Origin of the sequence: Wolbachia endosymbiont (group A) of Therophilus tumidulus (assembly GCF_964277345.1) — a bacterium.
GTDB lineage: Bacteria > Pseudomonadota > Alphaproteobacteria > Rickettsiales > Anaplasmataceae > Wolbachia > Wolbachia pipientis.
Genome location: NZ_OZ195515.1, coordinates 628,895 through 646,191 on the forward strand (window position 1 = coordinate 628,895; position 17,297 = coordinate 646,191).

Consider the following 17,297-nt stretch of genomic DNA (forward strand, 5'->3'; position numbering starts at 1 on the left):
AATGCAGCAGCCAAATATTATCGAACCACTGAACTTTGAAGAGATTTTTGCTCGGATGAAAGAAGAATTAATAAGTCGAGATAAAAGTTTTACAGCACTAATTGAAAGTGACCCAGCGATGAAGATTTTAGAAGTAGCAGCCTGGAGAGAGCTTTTGCTGAGACAAAGAATAAATGAAGCGGTAAAAAGCAATTTACTCAAGTTTGCAAGGGGAGAAGAGCTTGATAATTTAGCTGAGTTTTATGGAGCAGAGAGGCAAGATGGAGAAGAAGATGAACGCTTCAGAAAAAGAATCAAGGCAAGAATAGTTGGCTCAAGCACAGGAGGTAGTAAAGAGCATTATCGGTTTCAAGCACTCTCAGCAGATAGAAGAGTAAAGGATGCGCTGGTTGAGTCAAAAGTGCCAGGAAGTGTAGAAATCTCAATTTTATCCACAGAGTTATCCAAAGCGTCAGAAGAGCTACTAGAAATTGTAAAAAAGCAGGTTACTAGAGATGATATAAGGGTTTTAACCGATACAGTAAAAGTGATAGGTTGCAATATTATGGAAATAGATATTCACAGCAGAATGAGCATAAGTCCTGTAATATCAAAGGAGGAAATCAAGAAGCAATTTATTAAGAAGTTTGAAGCAAGCAAAAGGTTGGGATGGAACGTAACAAGATCATGGATAATAGCAAATTTGTTTGTAGAGGGTGTAGAAAACGTAGAATTAATCGAGCCAAGAGAGGATGTTGTGGTTCTGGGGAATGAGTGTGCAGTGCTTGGCTACGTCAAGTTAGATAGGATTTAAAACGTATTTTTTTTGTTTTGTGCCAGTGAGGGGATTGCGTGCAATAAGTGGTTTAAGGTTTACTGGATCCAATGTTAGGGAGACGAAAGTATTGATTTTCTTCCAGAAGTTGTAACTTGTTTTTTAAAGTATGGATAATATGGTCAAATATTATGGAGAGTGTTTTCGATATTAAGAACATCTTTATTTTTCTGCAATGATCTCTTGCTTACTCATAAGCTACCTAAATAAAGGAAGTTAAAGCAACTTGAAAGAAAAGACAAATGAAAAGTTTATTACCGCCAAACGCAACAAAGCAAGAGCAAGCACTGGTTGATGCAATAGATTATAAGGTTGATCCAAGCTGTATAAGAGGGTTTAAGTTCAACCTGAAAGAAGAAACATTACCATGGATAATAGAAGAATATGGTTTAGAAGAGATATTGCGCTGGGTAAAAAATAAAAGAAGGGCGATAGTAGAAGGAGTAAAATTTCAAAGACTGAGAGGAACACCTGCATCACTTAAAATAGCACTAAAGTGGGCAAATATAGAAGATATTACAATTATCGAAGAACCACCTGGTAAACACTTCTTTGAATTACAAATAGGAATAAAAGATGTTCCAAATGACTTTTTTGTAGATGCAGTAGTAGAACTTGCAAAACTATCATTACCAGCAAGATCAAGGCTAATGAGGATTTTTAACGATTATTATAATGTGCAGAGATTTATATTGGATGAGAGTTTATTTGGAGATCTTCTTTCTGATTATTCAGGGGTAAAAATAGAAAAAGATGGACCAGTGTTATCATTTGGAAGAGTAAATTTTTTCAGGTCTAGTGGTCCAGTTATTAGGATTATAGAAAACTATCTACGCGATCATTATGAACAAACATTTAGTAATGACATATATCGATTAGATGTAGCAGTACTTGGAGAAACAGAGACTCACACAAAGGATTACAAAGGCATCTATGAAAGGAGTCATCAGTGGTACAGTTTAAAAGCACTATATCCATTACCACAAAGTTTATTACCATCGATTAAATTTGCAAAAGCGCAGATAGTATTATCAGACAACAGTTGGAGCTTAGGAGAAATAAACGCATGTTTTCCAGTAAGTAGTGTAGAGGAAAGAGGAAATAAATTTGTATTGGGAAGCGATAAACTTTCAGGGCAATATTGGAATTTAAAACACAAGCCAATTTTAGAAAGATTTAGCGTTATTCACAACTATAAAGTAGAAAATTATACAGATCAGAAGGTCAGAAAATATGTTTTAGCAGAACACAACGTTTACTATAAAAATGATTTGGATTCAGAGCAAAAAGACTCAATACACGAATTAGAAAAGCACATTTTAGTATTTTACCCGGGAGTACTGAAGTGGCATGAACATCGACATTTGCACAGAAGTTGGAAAGATAGTCGAATAATATCTCTAATAAGTTAAGTACTTATATTTAGATACTCATATATTATATTAATAATAGGTAAAAGTGTATGAAATAAAAAGAAAAAGACTTGCTTTCTCATGCTAAAAAGGACATGAATTGAATAGCAGCAGGTAAATATAAGAAATTTGTCTGGTGCTAGAAAAGCTAATTTTGTGAGGTATGAAATGAGTTTTAGCAAGAGTAAGTTTTTTAAAGAAGTATCAAGTAACGGATTTAAAGACATTAATAAAAGAAATGAAGAAGGAGAGACGATCTTGCATCAAGCAGTAGAAATCTCTGATTACAAAACAGTGAGATTATTAATAAAAAAAGGAGCAGAGGTAAATGCAAGAGATAAAAATGGTTATACACCTCTACACTGTGCAGTATTCGCAAAGAGTTTAGAAAATGTAAAAGTGCTGCTAAGGTCGGGAGCAGAAGTAAATGCCACTCAATATGTCACTGGATGTACGCCACTCCACTCTGCGTGCAAGATGGGAGGAGCAGGAGTTGAAATAATAAAAGAGCTGGTAAAGGCTGGAGCTGAAGTTAATCAACTGAATAAGTACGGCGCAACGCCAATGTATTACATCTGGGAAAGTGAAAAGTATCGTCTATGTGATAGCAAAGAGAGTGAAAAGGCGAGTAAATTTTTGAGAGAAAAAGGAGGAATAGACTTCTTTCGAAACTAGGATAAAGCAGTAAAAATAGTAATTTTGAGGTAAGGAGAAATGAAGTATGAAATAGTGAAAGAGCTCGATAAAGGGGAGTTTCGTCGACTAACAGGAGTAAAGAGATCAACATTTAACAAAATGGTAGGGATTTTATGTGAAGAAAATAAAAAAAAGAAAGCCAAAGGAGGAAGGAAAAATAAGCTAAACGAGGAGAATATGCTGCTCATGGTATTAGAATACTTACGAGAATACCGTACATATTTTCACATAAGTCAAAGTTATGGAGTAAGTGAAAGTACGGCATATAAAACTGTAAAATGGGTAGAGGATACTCTAATACAACACCAAGATTTCGCATTGCCAGGACGAAAAGAACTCCTAAAAAGCGACGTGAAATATGAGATTTTGGTGATTGATGCAACGGAAACACCTGTAGAGAGACCAAAAAAAAGCAGAAAAGATTTTATTCAGGAAAGAAGAAAAAACATACGCTAAAAACACAAATAATTGCAGAAAAGAAGAGCAAGAAAATTATTTGTACGTCATTTTCAAACGGGAGAAAGCATGACTTTCGGCTTTTCAAGGAGTCAAAAGTGCATGTATCAGAAGGTATAAAAGTTTTAGCCGATGCTGGCTATAGAGGTTTTCAGAAAATTCACAAAAATGTCGAGTTGCCACACAGAAGGATGAAAAAGAGTCCCTTAATTAAGGAAAAAAAGGTAGAAAATCGGGAGCTAGCAAGCAAAAGAGTAGTAGTTGAGAATGTAATTGGTCTGTTAAAAAGATTCAAAATTATTGCAGACAGATACCGCAATCGGAGAAAACGTTTTGGCTTGAGATTCAATTTAATAGCAGGAATTCACAATTTTGAGCTGTCTATATGAGTTTCGAAAGAGGTCTAATGTAATTGGTCTGTTAAAAAGATTCAAAATTATTGCAGACAGATACCGCAATCGGAGAAAACGTTTTGGCTTGAGATTCAATTTAATAGCAGGAATTCACAATTTTGAGCTGTCTATATGAGTTTCGAAAGAGGTCTAATAACAAAAAGTAGAGAACTGACGTGCTATGGAATAGAGGGGCTAGTGGGAGAAATAGCAGACATGTTGAATGGAAGCTACATGCCGGAGCTAAAAATAATAGAGATAGGAGAAATAAGGAAGAGAGACAAATCGCTAATAAAGAAAGAATGTCAAAATTTAGCAAGCAAGATAATCAGCCAAGTGAATGCAATGATAGATGAGGTGGTAAAAAGGAAGGCTTAGGTTTAAAGAAAAGGTGGGGTAAGTTATGGTAAAGCTGGGTAAAAAAGATAAGTCACTATTAGAGAACTCGTTTAAAAATATTTATGAAAGAGACGAAAAAGGAAGAACAGCTCTACATTATGCAGTAGAGGTAAAAACAGTGAGGTTATTAATCGAAAAAGGAGTAGATGTGAATGCAGCAGATGTAAGAGGACATACAGCACTGCATCTAGCGATAACGGAGAAACGTCTAGAAACAGTTAGAGAATTGATAAAATCAGGAGGGAATGTAAATGCTGAAGAGTATGGCAATAAATGCACTCCGCTGCATCTTGCATGTATGGTCGGAGAAAAAGAAATAGTGGAGGAGCTAGTAAAAGCAGGGGCTGAAATAGAGCAAGCAGATAAATTTGGAATAACAGCGATGGATTATGCGAAAAATAGCAAAGAAATAGCCGAGGTATTAAAGAAAGAAACAGAGAAAATGGAAAGTTTGTTAAAAAAATAAGAGTCGTATCAGAAAGCGCAACAGCAGTTGGCAAAGGAAGGGCTAGACCAAATTTGAAGGCTGTAGCTGATAAAAGTTGGTCTTTTTCATAAGAGTAAATGGATTGATGGAAAAAAGGAGTGGTAAGGCTCCTTGCACTACAAAAACATTTGCAGGAGAAACTATGAGAAAAAGAACATTAACTTGCCGATACGAGCCAGATGAATTAGCGGAACAACATCTAGCAGACGCCTATGAGCTGTTACTAAGGTATGCGGTAAAAAGAAACAATGAAAAGGAGATAAAGAAAAATGATAACAGTGGCCTTATATGCAAGAGTTTCATCGAAGAGTCAAGCGCAGAACAATACAATAGAGAGTCAAATTGCCGAGCTCAAGCATAGAATTGCTGCAGATAAGCATGAGTTATTGAATGAGTATGAATTTAAGGATGATGGGCTTAGTGGGTGGAGTTTAGAACGTGAAGGTTTAGATGCATTACGTGATAAAGTAGGAGAAGATCAAATTGATAAAATTTATATTCATTCACCTGACCGACTATCAAGAAAATCTGCACATCAAATGATATTACTTGATGAATTTGAAAAAGCAGGAGTAGAAGTAATATTCTTAAATCATAAGACTGAAAATAATCCAGAGTCTAAATTGTTATTGGGAATGCAAGGATTAGTGGCAGAATATGAGTGTACAAAGATTATGGAACGTAGTCGTAGGGGAAAACTCCATAGAGCAAAAAAAGGCTGTGTAAGTGTAATTGGCATTGCACCTTTTGGTTATAATCGTATAAAGCATGTAGATAGAGAAAAGACAAAGTTTGAAATAAATGAAGAGGAAGCAAAAATAGTAAAGCAGATATTCATGTGGGTAGGGCAAGAGAGAATAAGTATAAGGGAAGTGATACGTAGACTAAGAGATAAGTCAATTAGAACAAGAACTGGAAAGAAGGTGTGGTGTCCAATAATAATTTGGAAGGTGTTAAGAAATCCAGCATATAAAGGACAAGCAGCGTTTGGTAAATTAAAGAGGGTTGAAAAAAGAGAAAGAAATAAACAAAAGGTTTCTATCTGTCGCACAGATGAGGACAGCTGGATTTATATACCAGTACCAAAAATAGTTGATGAAGGGTTATTTAATAAAGTACAAAAGCAACTGGATGAAAATAGAAAAAGAGCAAGGATGCAGAGAGAGGGAGGAAAAAAGAAATATCTATTACAAGGTCTAGTTGTGTGTCAAAACTGTGGATATGCGTATAGTGGTGCACAATGTGGAGTTGAAGGAAAAAAGTTTAGCTATTATCGCTGTAGTAGTACTATACGTATTACTGATGGTAGGGAGAAGTGTACTAATAAATTGGTCCGTACAGATATGTTAGAAACAGCTATATGGGAAAAGGTGAAAAATTTACTAAAAAACCCAGAGATAATAAAAAATGAGTATCACCGTAGAATTGCAGAAAATAAAAATGATGAATCATCAGATAAGAAGTTTGCAAGAAGGGAAAATCAAATAAAACAAGGCATCGAAAAGTTAATGGAAGACTATTATAGTCAAGAAAATGTAGGAGATAAAGGATATATAAGTGAGGAAGAATTTAAACAGACGATGAAAAGAATGAGGGAACGCTTAAGAGGGATAGAAGAAGAGAAGAAAAAGGTAGTTGATCAAAAAGCAATAGAGAAGGGAATGAACCTTATCATCAACAGTATAAAGAGTCTTTATTCCAGTGTAAAATCTAATTTGGAACAGCTAGATTGGCAAACTAAGCGTGGCATCATTAAAGCATTAGTAGAACGAATTCAGATTGGTTATGATCAGGTAGAAGTGGCGTTTAGAATCGAAGAACCAGCACAGGATGGAGAGATTTTTAATTTGCAACATTGTACTGGACGTCATAATAGTGAAGCTATTGTATTTGCTTTCGCCAATCTGCAGATTAAAAGGTAAGGATTACTTAATGTATCGGCGTCTTATGTTCAATTTTTTGCAGTATATAGATACTGTATGTCTTTACAAAACTTCATCTACATCTAGATTTTTATCTAAATAAGCTGAACGCGCTTATAAAGCGTTACAAGACATCAAAAAATGCCAATACTCGACAGAGATAGTAAAAGACTAGCTAACTCGGGGATTCTTTGTCTTTTTTTCTGCTTAGTAAATTTCTTAAACATTTGCAGCGTAAGTTAGTTGCAATTAAAAGCGGCTGAATCTCGCTTGTCAAGCGTTTAAAACATAAAAAACGCCAATATTTTAAAGCGGATAATAACCACGGGGCTTCTTTTGCCTTTTTTTTCATTTGGTAAATTTCTTAATGTTTATGGCTAAACGACAACCGTCATCCCGCTGCTTGTTAGCGGGATCTCTTGTTAGCGGCTGAGATACCGCGAATGAATCGCGGTATGACGTAGGGATTGCATTAGCTATAATTCTTTAGTTTTCACTTTTCTTTTAACCTTGCAATGATATTTTCTTTGCCGATAAAAATTAATAATTTAGCGAGCTCTGGTCCTGTTTCTGTTCCTGTTAAAGCTAAGCGCAACTGCATAAATAGGTCTTTTGCCTTTATATCTACTGTGTGCCGAATAGTTGTGACCCACTCTGATAATGTGTTTTCATTATAATCGTCTTGAGGCAATGTATTGAGCGCGATTTTTATAAGCTCCTTATCAAGAATCACAGGCTCTATATCGGATTTGCATATTTTCCACCACTTGGCCACCTCAGAAAACCTTTCTATATTGTTCTTTATAAAATACCAAAACTCTGAGGAGTCCACTCCAATTTGATTTAAACGTTCTTGTATAATTTCAAATGGCATTTGTTGCAGCACTTTGCTATTTAGCTTGTATGCTTCACTCAAGCTAAATTGCGTACATGCTGAGCTAAATTTTTTAATGTCAAATGAATCAATCAAAGATTGCATACAGGCGCAAGCTTCAATTGGATTGGATGTTCCAAGCTTCACTAAATAACTAACTAGTGCCATCGGTTCAATTTCATCTTCTTTTATAGATTTAATGTCCAGCACGCCGGTTCGCTTGGATATTTTGCTATCATCAAAATGTAGCAGAGAAAGGTGAGCAAATGTAGGGATTTTCGCTTTTAATGCTTTAATCATTTGGAGCTGAACTGCGGTATTAGTTACATGATCTTCCCCGCGTACAACATGGGTTACATTAAAGTCAACATCATCAATAACAGAAGGTAACATGTATGTGTAAATTCCATCTTCTCTTTTTACCACAGGGTCACTTATGCTACTGGTTGCAATATTTATTTCACCTTTAACTTCATCATTCCATTTAACAACCTCATTTCTATCCAACTTAAATCTAAAATGTGGTCTTCTTCCTTCTTGCTCATAACTAATTTTCTCTTGCTCAGTTAGAAGTAACGCGCTTCTGTCATATACAGGGGGAAGTCCTTGTTTTAACTGCAATTTTCGTTTAATGTCTAACTCTTCTCTTGTTTCATAGCATGCATAAATATGCCCTTCTTTTATTAACTGCAAAAACACCTCATTGTAACGCTCAAAGCGCTCTGATTGCTTGAAACTTGCATCCCAATTAATACCAATCCATTTCAAATCTTGTATGATATCATTTATATATTTGACATCTGAACGCTGAAGGTCAGTATCATCAAAACGGAGTAAAAATTTTCCATTTTGATTGCGTGTGTACATCCAACAAACCAAGGCAGTTCGTACGTTTCCTACGTGGAGGTAGCCAGTTGGGCTTGGAGCGAATCTTGTTAGCATTTAAACAGCAATATTGTTTACTCTAATTTATTTTAATTTTATATAAATATATGGCTAAAGCAAGTGAGATCTGCTAATACAATTGAGCGAGAGAAGAATAAGTATGGCTATAGCATTGTGGCACCTTTGATATTTGATGGATTAAGACCATATGATAAATTCAAGAAAATTCACAGCTTGACGACAAAGGCTAATGTAGCATTATATTGGTATCATGACTAACTTAGAAAAGATGAGAGAAAAACTGCAAGATCAAATAAATTATCATAATGTTTTGTATCACCAAAAAAATAAGCCAGAAATAAGTGATGCTGAATATGATGAACTGAAGAAAAAGTTAGCTGAGATAGAGCCAGAAATTTATGCAACACAAGATAGTGTTGGTGCTCCACCTGATGAGAGGTTTTCTAAGGTGGAACATCAAGAACCTATGCTTTCCCTTGAGAATGCTTATGATGAACAAGGTGTAGAGAAATTTTTGTCTAAAATAAAGAGGTTTTTAATTGAGGACAAAATAGAGATATTATGTGAACCAAAAATTGATGGGTTGTCGTTTTCTGCAATTTATGAGGATGGAAGATTTGTTAAAGCTGCAACTCGAGGTGATGGTTTTGTAGGGGAAGATGTCACTCACAATGTTGCAACAATAAAAGGCTTTCCTAAGTTTTTGCAAGGTGTGCAAGGAAGACTAGAAGTAAGAGGTGAAATATACATCAGTAACAGCGACTTTTTAAAGTTAAATGAAAACGATGAATTTGCCAATCCTCGAAATGCAGCCGCTGGTTCTCTAAAGCAATTGGATGCAAACATTACAGCAAGCAGACCTCTTAGATATTTTGCTTATTCTTTGATTGGTGGAGCAGAGAAAAGTCAAAGTGAGGTACTAAATAAGCTTGAGGCACTTGGTTTTTGCGTAAATGAGCATCAGTCCTTAACGAGTAGTTTAGATGGAATGCTGAAGTTCTATAATGAAGTCTATAACTGTCGCTATAACTTGGATTATGATATTGATGGAATAGTCTATAAAGTAAATGATTTGGTACTACAAAATCGTCTAGGGAATACTCACAAAGCACCGCGCTCAGCACTTGCATACAAGTTTTCTGCGGTTTATGCAAAAACAAAGTTAAACAAGATATTTATACAGGTGGGCAGAACAGGGGTTTTAACTCCAGTTGCAGATTTAGTGCCAGTCAATGTTGGTGGGGTGCTAGTTAGTAGAGCAAGTCTGCATAACCAAGATGAGATAAAACGTAAAGACATAAGAGAGGGAGATATTGTAACAATCAAAAGGGCAGGTGATGTAATTCCCCAGATCGTTGAAGTAAGCAGAGATTCTCGTCTTCCAAATACACCTGAATTTGTGTTTCCTGAAGTATGCCCTGAATGTGGTAGTAAAGTACGTCAGGTTGAGGGAGAGGCAGCAGTAAGATGTCCTGAGGAATTTGCCTGTAAAGCTCAAATGATAGAAAAACTAAAGCATTTTGTATCGAAAGATGCATTTGACATTGTTGGCCTTGGTGATAAGCAGATAGAGTTTTTTTACGACCTTGGTCTGATAAAACAAATCCATGATATTTTTACTTTAGAAGAAAGATTGGATGAATTTAATCTGGAAGAACAGTCTGGTTGGGGCGAGAAATCTATAGCTAATTTGTTAAATTCTATACAAAGCAGAAGGGTAATAACTCTAGATAGGTTTATATTTTCTTTAGGTATTAGATTTATTGGCCAAGTTGCAGCAGAATTGCTTGCAGATTATTATGTTTCTTATAATAACTGGTATAATTCGATGATTGAACTGTCATTAGATAATACTGAGCTAGTAGGTATAGATGGCATAGGAAAAAAAGGGGCTGAATCTTTGGAATCATTTTTTTCTAAGGAACATAACATCAAAATGTTAAATGATCTTACTGCTTGTCTTCAAATTCTTCCTGTGAGCTCCAACTCTAGTAACTCTGTTTTAAATAATAAAATTATAGTGTTTACTGGTAAGCTACTTGCTATGAGTAGAGGAGAGGCAAAAGTAAGAGCCAAAACTCTAGGAGCAAAGGTCAGCTCACATCTTTCTGCTAAAACTGACTACCTAATTGCAGGAGAAAAACCAGGATCCAAATATAAAAAGGCAGTGGAATTAGGTGTAGAAATTTTAGATGAAGACCAGTGGCATAAAGTGATAAGTTTGGGAGTGTTCAAATGAAACTTGGATTGTATATTAAATCAAAGTTGCAAGACTATTTAGAGAGTAGCCAATTCTTTCCATCCAAGAATCATTTTATTGACTTGCCTCAATTTTTCAACAGAAGGCAAGTCTTCTGTGCTGAGCGGTAGGCGGACAGTTTGATGTTCTATGAGCCCAATATCATGCAAAAGTGCTTTAGTGGGTATTGGGTTGCTGGCAATAAATAGGGCTTCGCAAGCCTGTTGCCAGATATCTGCCTGAGGGTTCCTGCCATTGAGGCACTTCTTAACATATTCATGTGCTACATATGGCCAAACATTGGAAGCAACGGAAACCAGGCCAGCCGCACCATAAGCGGCCATATCGGATATCATATTATCATCTCCACAAAAGACCTCAATATTTGGTGCAACTTTCTTATACTGAGCTAAAGTATCAACAGTGCCATTTGAATCTTTGATAGCCCAAAATTTTTCGTGGCTGGATAAGTTGCGTACAGTTTCAGCGTGAAGATTTATTCCTGCTCTTGATGGAATATTGTAAAACATAACCGGCACATGTGCTTTCTCAAGCAGCTTTTCAAACCATAAAGTCTGCCCCATAATTCCGGGCTTTGCATAAATGGGAGTTGTCATTAGATAGCCATGAATAGGCATACCCTTGCAAAAATCAAGCCATTCAAGAGTCTGATATAGATTCACTCCTGGTACGCCAATTATAATTTTCGTATTTAATTTTAGCTTACATACGAATTCAACTAATGTACGCTTTTCAGAATCAGTAAGCGATAGGCTCTCACCTGTGCTACCCAGCAACACTACGCCATTTTCAGCTTTAACTTGCATTGTCAGTAAACGCTGCAAACTGCTATAATCTATACTATCTCCATTGCAATTAAAAGGAGTAACACAAGCAGTCCATAAAAATGTAGATTTCAATTTAAATTGTTAAAATGGTATTTCATCGTCGAGTAGTTCATCTTTTATATCGTTGTCAAAACTTTCGTGTTTATCTTTTTGTTCTGTTTCACCTTGTTTGTATTCACTTGGCTTGTAATCAGAATTTGGCGCACTATTTCGTGAATCCAAGAGAGTAAGAGCGCTATTAAAATTATATAGAACCACCTCTGTTGTGTATCTTTCACCACCGTTTTGGTCAGTCCATTTTCTAGTTCTCAAAGAACCTTCAACATAAACTTTACTGCCTTTACGTGCAAAATCTTTGACGATTTTTACTAATCCTTCACTAAAAATTACGATATTATGCCACTCTGTCTTTTCAGAGCGCATACCGGAAAGTTTGTCAGTCCAACTTTCAGACGTGGCTATTGAAAAACTTGCCATTTCTTTTCCATTTTGTGTAGTCCTAATTTCAGGATCTTTTCCTAAATTACCAACTAGTATGACTTTGTTTATGGTACCACCAGACATAATTATGCTCTAAATAAATCCTTTTATTATCTTATGTGAAAATACTATTGTCAAATTTAATTAAAAGTGCGCTTGGAGGGATTCGAACCCACGGCCTTTGCCTCCGGAGGGCAACGCTCTATCCAACTGAGCTACAAGCGCATATATATTTAAGTTATTTAATAGATAAGCCATCCAAGTCAAATTTTTGTTTTGGATAAAGCGTAAACATAATACTCCCATATCCAAAATATACATTTTGAGAATCATTCGCATGCTTTTTTATTGCTTTTTGATCTACGGTCCATACAAAAGTTACATAATTTTCAGTGACTGAGTGCACTTTTAAATCCTTAGTGTTTATAAACAACTTTCCATTTACCCATATTTTCCATGTATCGAGAGAAAGATATAAAATTGAGTCTAAACTCACTACCTTACAGTTGAAATTCTCCTCTTTCGCAGCTTTTGAAGACCATAAATTGAACTTTTCCATTTCATGAACCATTTTATTAACTGGCTCTTCATCAAAAAAAATGCTTTTTACGTTACTATATTGTGACAAAACGTCAAAGTCACTTTCCACTGCTTCTCTTATTATATCGTCCCGATCTGTATAGCTTAGTTTTTGATTGTTGATAAAGAAACACTCTTTTGCACGCAAATTTGCTATATCAATAAAATCGTCGATTTCTTGATTGCCAACTTTAAGAATACTTTCAAAATATCTTTTTTCTATCATCATTCCATACTGAGAATGATGACAAACCATTTCATCATTACCTTGTTTTTCTATATATACGCATAAATTTCCACTATTTAATCCTAATATTTTATGCTCAATAAAATCTTCATTGCCAATATATTGTCGGCAAGAATACTCCTTACAAATTTCTATGCTTTCTATGATATCTTCACAACTGCAATATGCATTAACATTGGAAATGAGTAGCGTAAAAATAAAAAACAGCTTTATGTTCATCACCTTATCTACTTAATATAGTATACCAATCAAAGACTATATTAGCTCTCACTATCTCTATCATATTACCATTCAAAATCTGATTCATAGTTGCAGCATCAATATTTCTCTGCTTATTTAAAATAAGAGATTTGATCATAACATAACCGGGCAGATTTGGAATAGACTGTAGAAATAAAAAAATATGCTTATCGCTGATTGAGCTTAAATTTAGGACCACTTCACTTTTTATTACTTTTGTGCGTTCACTTTTGTTGTGGAGCTCAACTTCTTCGGGTATAGAAATTGATATTTCAGGTTCTAATATATAGTACTTTTTATATAACTTGCTAAGCTCGAAATTTAAATTTGCAATGTATCTGCTACTATGTAAATTTGAAGAAGAAATTTTTTTCCATAAATCTAGGTTTTTATTTAGAACAACTTCCTTTTTTTGAATTCCAGTAATCTGTAAATTAATAGAACGTATTTTATCAATCGCAATTTGGTTTTTATTATAAATCTTTTCGTTATAGATAACAACATATGTTAATAACCCTATTAATCCAACAGATAATAACAAATACGATATAAACTGAATTGTAGCTTTTCTTTTTAATTGAGAGATAGTCATTAATCTACATTGCCTCTCCTATTTCAACATCAATAGATAGATTTTGCTCTTTAGCAGCAGGTAAGCTAGAAATATTAATGTCATAGGCACGAAAATTATCGTTTAAATTTTTTCGTAGTTTCTCGTATTGATGAGAAATATTTTTACCGGATTGAAAATTAAACTTTAAAGTTGTGGTAATATAACTTTTTGCCTCATTATAATTCCATTCAAATGATCGAAGCTCTATACCTGGTATTTTTAACTTTTCTACATACTTAACTTGTGTAAGAGGAGAGTATTCTATTTTTGATAAAATATTATTGATATTAATAAAATCATAAATTTCATCTATTTTTTTTACATTATAGCTTTGGCTAAGTTTTGTTAATTGGTTATTTAAGGTGTTCTGCTTTGCTGATAAATTATCAGCGACATTGAAATTTGAATACAAATTTAGCAAACAAAGGGTGTTTGTTATAACTAAAACCAGGGCGAAGTATAGAAAAATTCGAGGAGAGTTTAAATAAAGGTAATTGAATAGATAAAATTCTTTAGTTTCCTTTGTATTAAAAATAGCTGCTAATTTATTCTTAAAGCTATGAAACAAAATTATGGTATCGCAAAAGTTATCTTTTTCACTTATAGCTAGTTCTGCTCCTAATAGTTTGCCTAACTCATATGGAGTTAATATGTTCACACTGTTCTCTGAAAAATTTATGACTGATAAACTAGCTTTGATATCTTCTGACACTATGATACAAAGGTCGATAGGGTTATTTTTTTCAAACCCAAACTTAGTTAAGGATCGAATAGTATCTTGCACTTCCTGATATATTCCACCAGCGATAATTCCTGGTAAATTATCATTAGTAAATGATGTTAAGCGCGTAAATACCATTTTATTCTCTTTAAGAACCACTTGTCTATAGCCTCCCGTTTTAGTTGCAGCAACTATAATTTTCCAATTATTAGGATCTTTATGTAGAATCTTTTTTGTTATATTACTTATTTCTATAGGAAACATTAATATTCCCTTAAAGTTGGAGCCTATCTCAATAAACACATTCAACCAATATTCTACTAAATGCTTTGCTTTTGATGAAACAAGAAGATAGCACCAGTTTTGATTGAATTTGTTTGGCTTCTCAACCAAAAAAACTGAACTTATGTCATTATTACGAGAAAAATGCTCCATCTTTGTTTTTGCTGATAGATAGGCACTAATCTTGTTTGCCCTTGTAATAAACTGTAGCGAGTAATTTTGATCTGCATGATTAAGCACCAGGTATAAAGGTGCTTTTTTATCTGACGAAAGACATGAAATTAAATCGGAAACTGCTTTATCGTTTTTGCCCTTAACAAAATACCTTTTATTTAAAGTATTATTTTTAAAATATAGTAACATTATGCCTTCTTCTCCAATAGAAAGCATAAACTTACTTTTGGATTTTGAACTAAACATATTAACAAAGCATATACTTATCTAGAATTAAAAAGGCAATTTATTGAAATTCATTAAACGTTAGAGGGAAATATTGTTATAAATTTTCGCAGCAACATTATTTATATTATAATTTTTTTATAAAATTACCACTAATATTAAGTTATTTAGATAACAAATTAAGAAAATTCATTAAGACGAATTTGTTGTTTTTCAAATTGTAGGTAAACCTAAGCCACTTTAGCTATATCTGCCGATTGACTTTAATTAATAAGAGTTATTAATCTATTTACTATTCTTGTAATATTATTTCTAATGGTAAAGAAATATATATTTTTCTGGAACAGTTGTTATTTCAGATACAGAATTTATTGTAAGTAAACTAACCATTTGCTGAAGAGCGCTCATCTTCTGTGGTACTTGATGATGGAGCAACTAATTTGCTCAAAATCTCATCTTTTGGTCCCATAGCGTAAATGACACCATCTGACATGAGGATCACCTTATCAACTACGGACAATAACGGTAGCTTGTGAGTGATGATAACAGTAGTAGTATTTTGTTTTCTTGCAATGCCAATTGCATTAATTAAGCATGCCTCTCCATTGCTATCTAAGTTAGCGTTTGGTTCATCAAGTACTAAAAGTTTTGTGTGACCATAAAAAGCTCTGGCAAGTCCAAGAAGCTGTTTTTGGCCGCCAGAGAGCGTTACTCCTCCAGGACCTCCTATTGTTGTATCATATCCATTTGGTAAGCTTAGTATTAGTTCATGTATTCCTGCAATTTTTGCTGCTTTGATTATTTCTTCAGGATTTGGATCTGGCCTCATGCGAGCAATATTAGCTTTGACACTAGTGTTAAATAACTCAATATCCTGAGGTAAGTAGCCAACATAATTACCAAAATTTTCTCGATTCCAAGTATATACATCAGCGCCATCTAGTCTGACTACACCAGATATTGGCTTCCATACACCAACAGTTAATTTTGCGATAGTGGATTTACCAGAAGCACTTGCACCAATAACACCAACTACATCTCCAGGATCTATAATGAATGATATTCCTTTTACTGTCGGCTTATTGCTTCCATAAGGAGTAAAAAATACTCTATCAAATTCCAATTTTCCTTCAGGTTCTGGTAGAGCCATCGTTTGCTCTCTTTTTGGCGATGTTAATATAAGTCTTTGTAGCCTTCCATATGACATTCTAGCCTGATTTAAAAACTTCCAAGTATGAACCGCAGCGTCAAATGGTGCTAATACTCTACCCATTAAAATTGAAGCAGCGATGATGCTACCGGCAGTCTTATGAGCTGTGATTGCAAGTAATGCACCTGTTCCAATTACTGATATTTGCAGAGTTGAGCGCAAAAATTTAGTGATTCCAGTAATTACATTAGAGCGATTTTGTGCTTTAATTTGCATTGCTCGGTTCTGATCATTTCGTTTACACCAATCAGAGACTATGAATTCTGACATGCCCATAGCTTCAACCACTTCTGCATTTCTTGTTGCAACATCTATAGCATTGATATTCCGTATAGTTTCTTCGTTGGTTTCTTGTAATATTCGTTTAGTGGCAAGTTCATTCCATATTGCCATAGAGACTAATATAATAATTCCAGTAATAGCTATAAACCCCGTGGAGGTATGTATCATGAAAATCACAACAAGGTAAATTAACGACCATGGAGTATCAAACAGTGAGAATATACCATTTCCTGTAATGAAATTTTTTATCACTCCGAGATCTCGTATTGCTTCACCACTTGAAGTTGAGCTCTGCACTGACGTTAGCCTGATTGACCTTACTATCAGATCTGGTGTTGCAGTTTTATCGATCCAATCACCTATTTTTGCCATGGCTAAATATCGACAAGTTTCAAGCATTGCAGAACATGCAAATGCAGATAAAGTGATAATTGTCAGCATAGTTAGTGTTGATACACTTTCGCTCGATATCACCCGATCAAGCACTTGAGAGGTATAAAGTGGTAGGAATAACATTAATAAATTGATTCCCGCACTAAACCAAAAGATAAACCAAAATGCACTTTTGCATTTTTCTAGGCAAACATATAGAGTACTTTGCTTCAATTCTTTTTTTATTGATGGCGTAATTTCCACAATCTTCCTCTTAATTTGATTACATGCACCATATACAATTTTTATTACAAAAATATTAATAACGGTAGTTAGCTTACTTTAAGTGAGTAAAATATTAATATATGTGAATAGGAAATATAAACAATGGTAAAAAGAAGTATAGTTAATATTTCCTTCATTGCCT

General features: G+C 34.5%; 16 protein-coding genes, 1 tRNA gene and 2 pseudogenes. 11 read left to right on the forward strand and 8 right to left on the reverse strand.

The annotated features are described in order from the left end of the window. Position 1: 1 nt before the first annotated feature. The 9 genes and pseudogenes from ACICQD_RS03425 (at position 2) to ACICQD_RS03465 (ending at position 6,578) form a co-directional block, all read left to right on the forward strand. Positions 2-793: a baseplate J/gp47 family protein gene (locus ACICQD_RS03425; RefSeq protein WP_236514963.1), complete on the forward strand. Its 792-nt coding sequence runs from the start codon at positions 2-4 to the stop codon at positions 791-793. Between the two features lie 263 nt (positions 794-1,056). Beyond that, the gene (locus ACICQD_RS03430; RefSeq protein ID WP_395461591.1) at positions 1,057-2,226 is read left to right on the forward strand and encodes a phage tail protein; all 1,170 of its coding nucleotides are present in this window, start codon (positions 1,057-1,059) and stop codon (positions 2,224-2,226) included. Between the two features lie 168 nt (positions 2,227-2,394). Further along, a pseudogene (locus ACICQD_RS03435) lies at positions 2,395-2,883 on the forward strand (ankyrin repeat domain-containing protein); the annotation flags it as partial. Between the two features lie 57 nt (positions 2,884-2,940). After that, positions 2,941-3,767, forward strand: a protein-coding gene (locus tag ACICQD_RS03440; RefSeq protein ID WP_395461446.1) for an IS5 family transposase whose coding sequence is annotated in 2 segments (ribosomal slippage) — positions 2,941-3,328 and positions 3,328-3,767 — 828 coding nt in all. Because the reading frame shifts where the segments join, the coding sequence is not laid out codon by codon here. Next, on the forward strand, positions 3,751-3,906 hold the full coding sequence (locus ACICQD_RS03445; RefSeq protein ID WP_395461592.1) for a hypothetical protein: 156 nt from the start codon (positions 3,751-3,753) through the stop codon (positions 3,904-3,906). The genes ACICQD_RS03440 and ACICQD_RS03445 overlap by 17 nt, the downstream gene beginning before the upstream one ends. Before the next feature lie 5 nt (positions 3,907-3,911). Beyond that, a pseudogene (locus ACICQD_RS03450) lies at positions 3,912-4,148 on the forward strand (ankyrin repeat domain-containing protein); the annotation flags it as partial. Positions 4,149-4,173: 25 nt separating this feature from the next. Beyond that, positions 4,174-4,635: an ankyrin repeat domain-containing protein gene (locus ACICQD_RS03455; protein ID WP_236514967.1), complete on the forward strand. Its 462-nt coding sequence runs from the start codon at positions 4,174-4,176 to the stop codon at positions 4,633-4,635. A 106-nt stretch (positions 4,636-4,741) separates the two neighbouring features. Next, entirely contained in the window at positions 4,742-5,017 is a 276-nt protein-coding gene (locus tag ACICQD_RS03460; protein WP_017532679.1) for a hypothetical protein, read from the forward strand. Further along, positions 4,926-6,578, forward strand: a complete 1,653-nt coding sequence (locus ACICQD_RS03465) for a recombinase family protein (protein ID WP_395461593.1) — start codon at positions 4,926-4,928, stop codon at positions 6,576-6,578. Before ACICQD_RS03460 ends, ACICQD_RS03465 begins: the two co-directional genes overlap by 92 nt. Before the next feature lie 493 nt (positions 6,579-7,071). Here the strand turns inward: ACICQD_RS03465 and gltX are convergent, their stop codons facing one another. Next, on the reverse strand, positions 7,072-8,394 hold the full coding sequence (gene gltX, locus ACICQD_RS03470) for a glutamate--tRNA ligase (protein ID WP_395461594.1): 1,323 nt from the start codon (positions 8,392-8,394) through the stop codon (positions 7,072-7,074). 63 nt (positions 8,395-8,457) lie between these two features. Here gltX and ACICQD_RS03475 point away from each other — a divergent pair, with 63 nt between their 5' ends. Continuing rightward, on the forward strand, positions 8,458-8,616 hold the full coding sequence (locus ACICQD_RS03475) for a hypothetical protein (RefSeq protein ID WP_187470058.1): 159 nt from the start codon (positions 8,458-8,460) through the stop codon (positions 8,614-8,616). Further along, positions 8,609-10,597: an NAD-dependent DNA ligase LigA gene (gene ligA, locus ACICQD_RS03480; RefSeq protein ID WP_010962827.1), complete on the forward strand. Its 1,989-nt coding sequence runs from the start codon at positions 8,609-8,611 to the stop codon at positions 10,595-10,597. Before ACICQD_RS03475 ends, ligA begins: the two co-directional genes overlap by 8 nt. 38 nt (positions 10,598-10,635) lie before the next feature. On the opposite strand, the gene dapA is transcribed toward ligA, so the two are convergent. From dapA to ACICQD_RS03515, 7 genes are all read right to left on the reverse strand, one after another. Next, positions 10,636-11,517, reverse strand: a complete 882-nt coding sequence (dapA, locus tag ACICQD_RS03485; RefSeq protein WP_395461595.1) for a 4-hydroxy-tetrahydrodipicolinate synthase — start codon at positions 11,515-11,517, stop codon at positions 10,636-10,638. 9 nt (positions 11,518-11,526) lie between these two features. After that, complete coding sequence (ssb, locus tag ACICQD_RS03490) at positions 11,527-12,009, reverse strand: single-stranded DNA-binding protein (RefSeq protein WP_010082448.1); 483 nt, start codon at positions 12,007-12,009, stop codon at positions 11,527-11,529. Positions 12,010-12,076: 67 nt separating this feature from the next. Further along, positions 12,077-12,150, reverse strand: a tRNA-Arg gene (locus ACICQD_RS03495). A 13-nt stretch (positions 12,151-12,163) separates the two neighbouring features. Further along, complete coding sequence (locus ACICQD_RS03500) at positions 12,164-12,970, reverse strand: hypothetical protein (RefSeq protein WP_264329850.1); 807 nt, start codon at positions 12,968-12,970, stop codon at positions 12,164-12,166. Between the two features lie 4 nt (positions 12,971-12,974). After that, positions 12,975-13,583, reverse strand: a complete 609-nt coding sequence (locus tag ACICQD_RS03505; RefSeq protein WP_065094800.1) for a hypothetical protein — start codon at positions 13,581-13,583, stop codon at positions 12,975-12,977. Positions 13,584-13,587: 4 nt separating this feature from the next. Further along, positions 13,588-15,027, reverse strand: a complete 1,440-nt coding sequence (locus tag ACICQD_RS03510; protein WP_395461596.1) for a hypothetical protein — start codon at positions 15,025-15,027, stop codon at positions 13,588-13,590. Between the two features lie 361 nt (positions 15,028-15,388). Beyond that, on the reverse strand, positions 15,389-17,134 hold the full coding sequence (locus tag ACICQD_RS03515) for a type I secretion system permease/ATPase (protein ID WP_015589192.1): 1,746 nt from the start codon (positions 17,132-17,134) through the stop codon (positions 15,389-15,391). Positions 17,135-17,297 lie beyond the last annotated feature (163 nt).

Coding starts and splice junctions, on each gene's coding strand:
- ACICQD_RS03425 (WP_236514963.1), top strand. CDS start 2: ATGCAGCAGCCAAATATTATCGAACCACTGAACTTTGAAGAGATTTTT.
- ACICQD_RS03465 (WP_395461593.1), top strand. CDS start 4,926: ATGATAACAGTGGCCTTATATGCAAGAGTTTCATCGAAGAGTCAAGCG.
- ACICQD_RS03460 (WP_017532679.1), top strand. CDS start 4,742: ATGGAAAAAAGGAGTGGTAAGGCTCCTTGCACTACAAAAACATTTGCA.
- ACICQD_RS03500 (WP_264329850.1), bottom strand. CDS start 12,970: ATGAACATAAAGCTGTTTTTTATTTTTACGCTACTCATTTCCAATGTT.
- ACICQD_RS03510 (WP_395461596.1), bottom strand. CDS start 15,027: ATGTTTAGTTCAAAATCCAAAAGTAAGTTTATGCTTTCTATTGGAGAA.
- gltX (WP_395461594.1), bottom strand. CDS start 8,394: ATGCTAACAAGATTCGCTCCAAGCCCAACTGGCTACCTCCACGTAGGA.
- ligA (WP_010962827.1), top strand. CDS start 8,609: ATGACTAACTTAGAAAAGATGAGAGAAAAACTGCAAGATCAAATAAAT.
- ACICQD_RS03505 (WP_065094800.1), bottom strand. CDS start 13,583: ATGACTATCTCTCAATTAAAAAGAAAAGCTACAATTCAGTTTATATCG.
- ACICQD_RS03430 (WP_395461591.1), top strand. CDS start 1,057: ATGAAAAGTTTATTACCGCCAAACGCAACAAAGCAAGAGCAAGCACTG.
- ssb (WP_010082448.1), bottom strand. CDS start 12,009: ATGTCTGGTGGTACCATAAACAAAGTCATACTAGTTGGTAATTTAGGA.
- ACICQD_RS03455 (WP_236514967.1), top strand. CDS start 4,174: ATGGTAAAGCTGGGTAAAAAAGATAAGTCACTATTAGAGAACTCGTTT.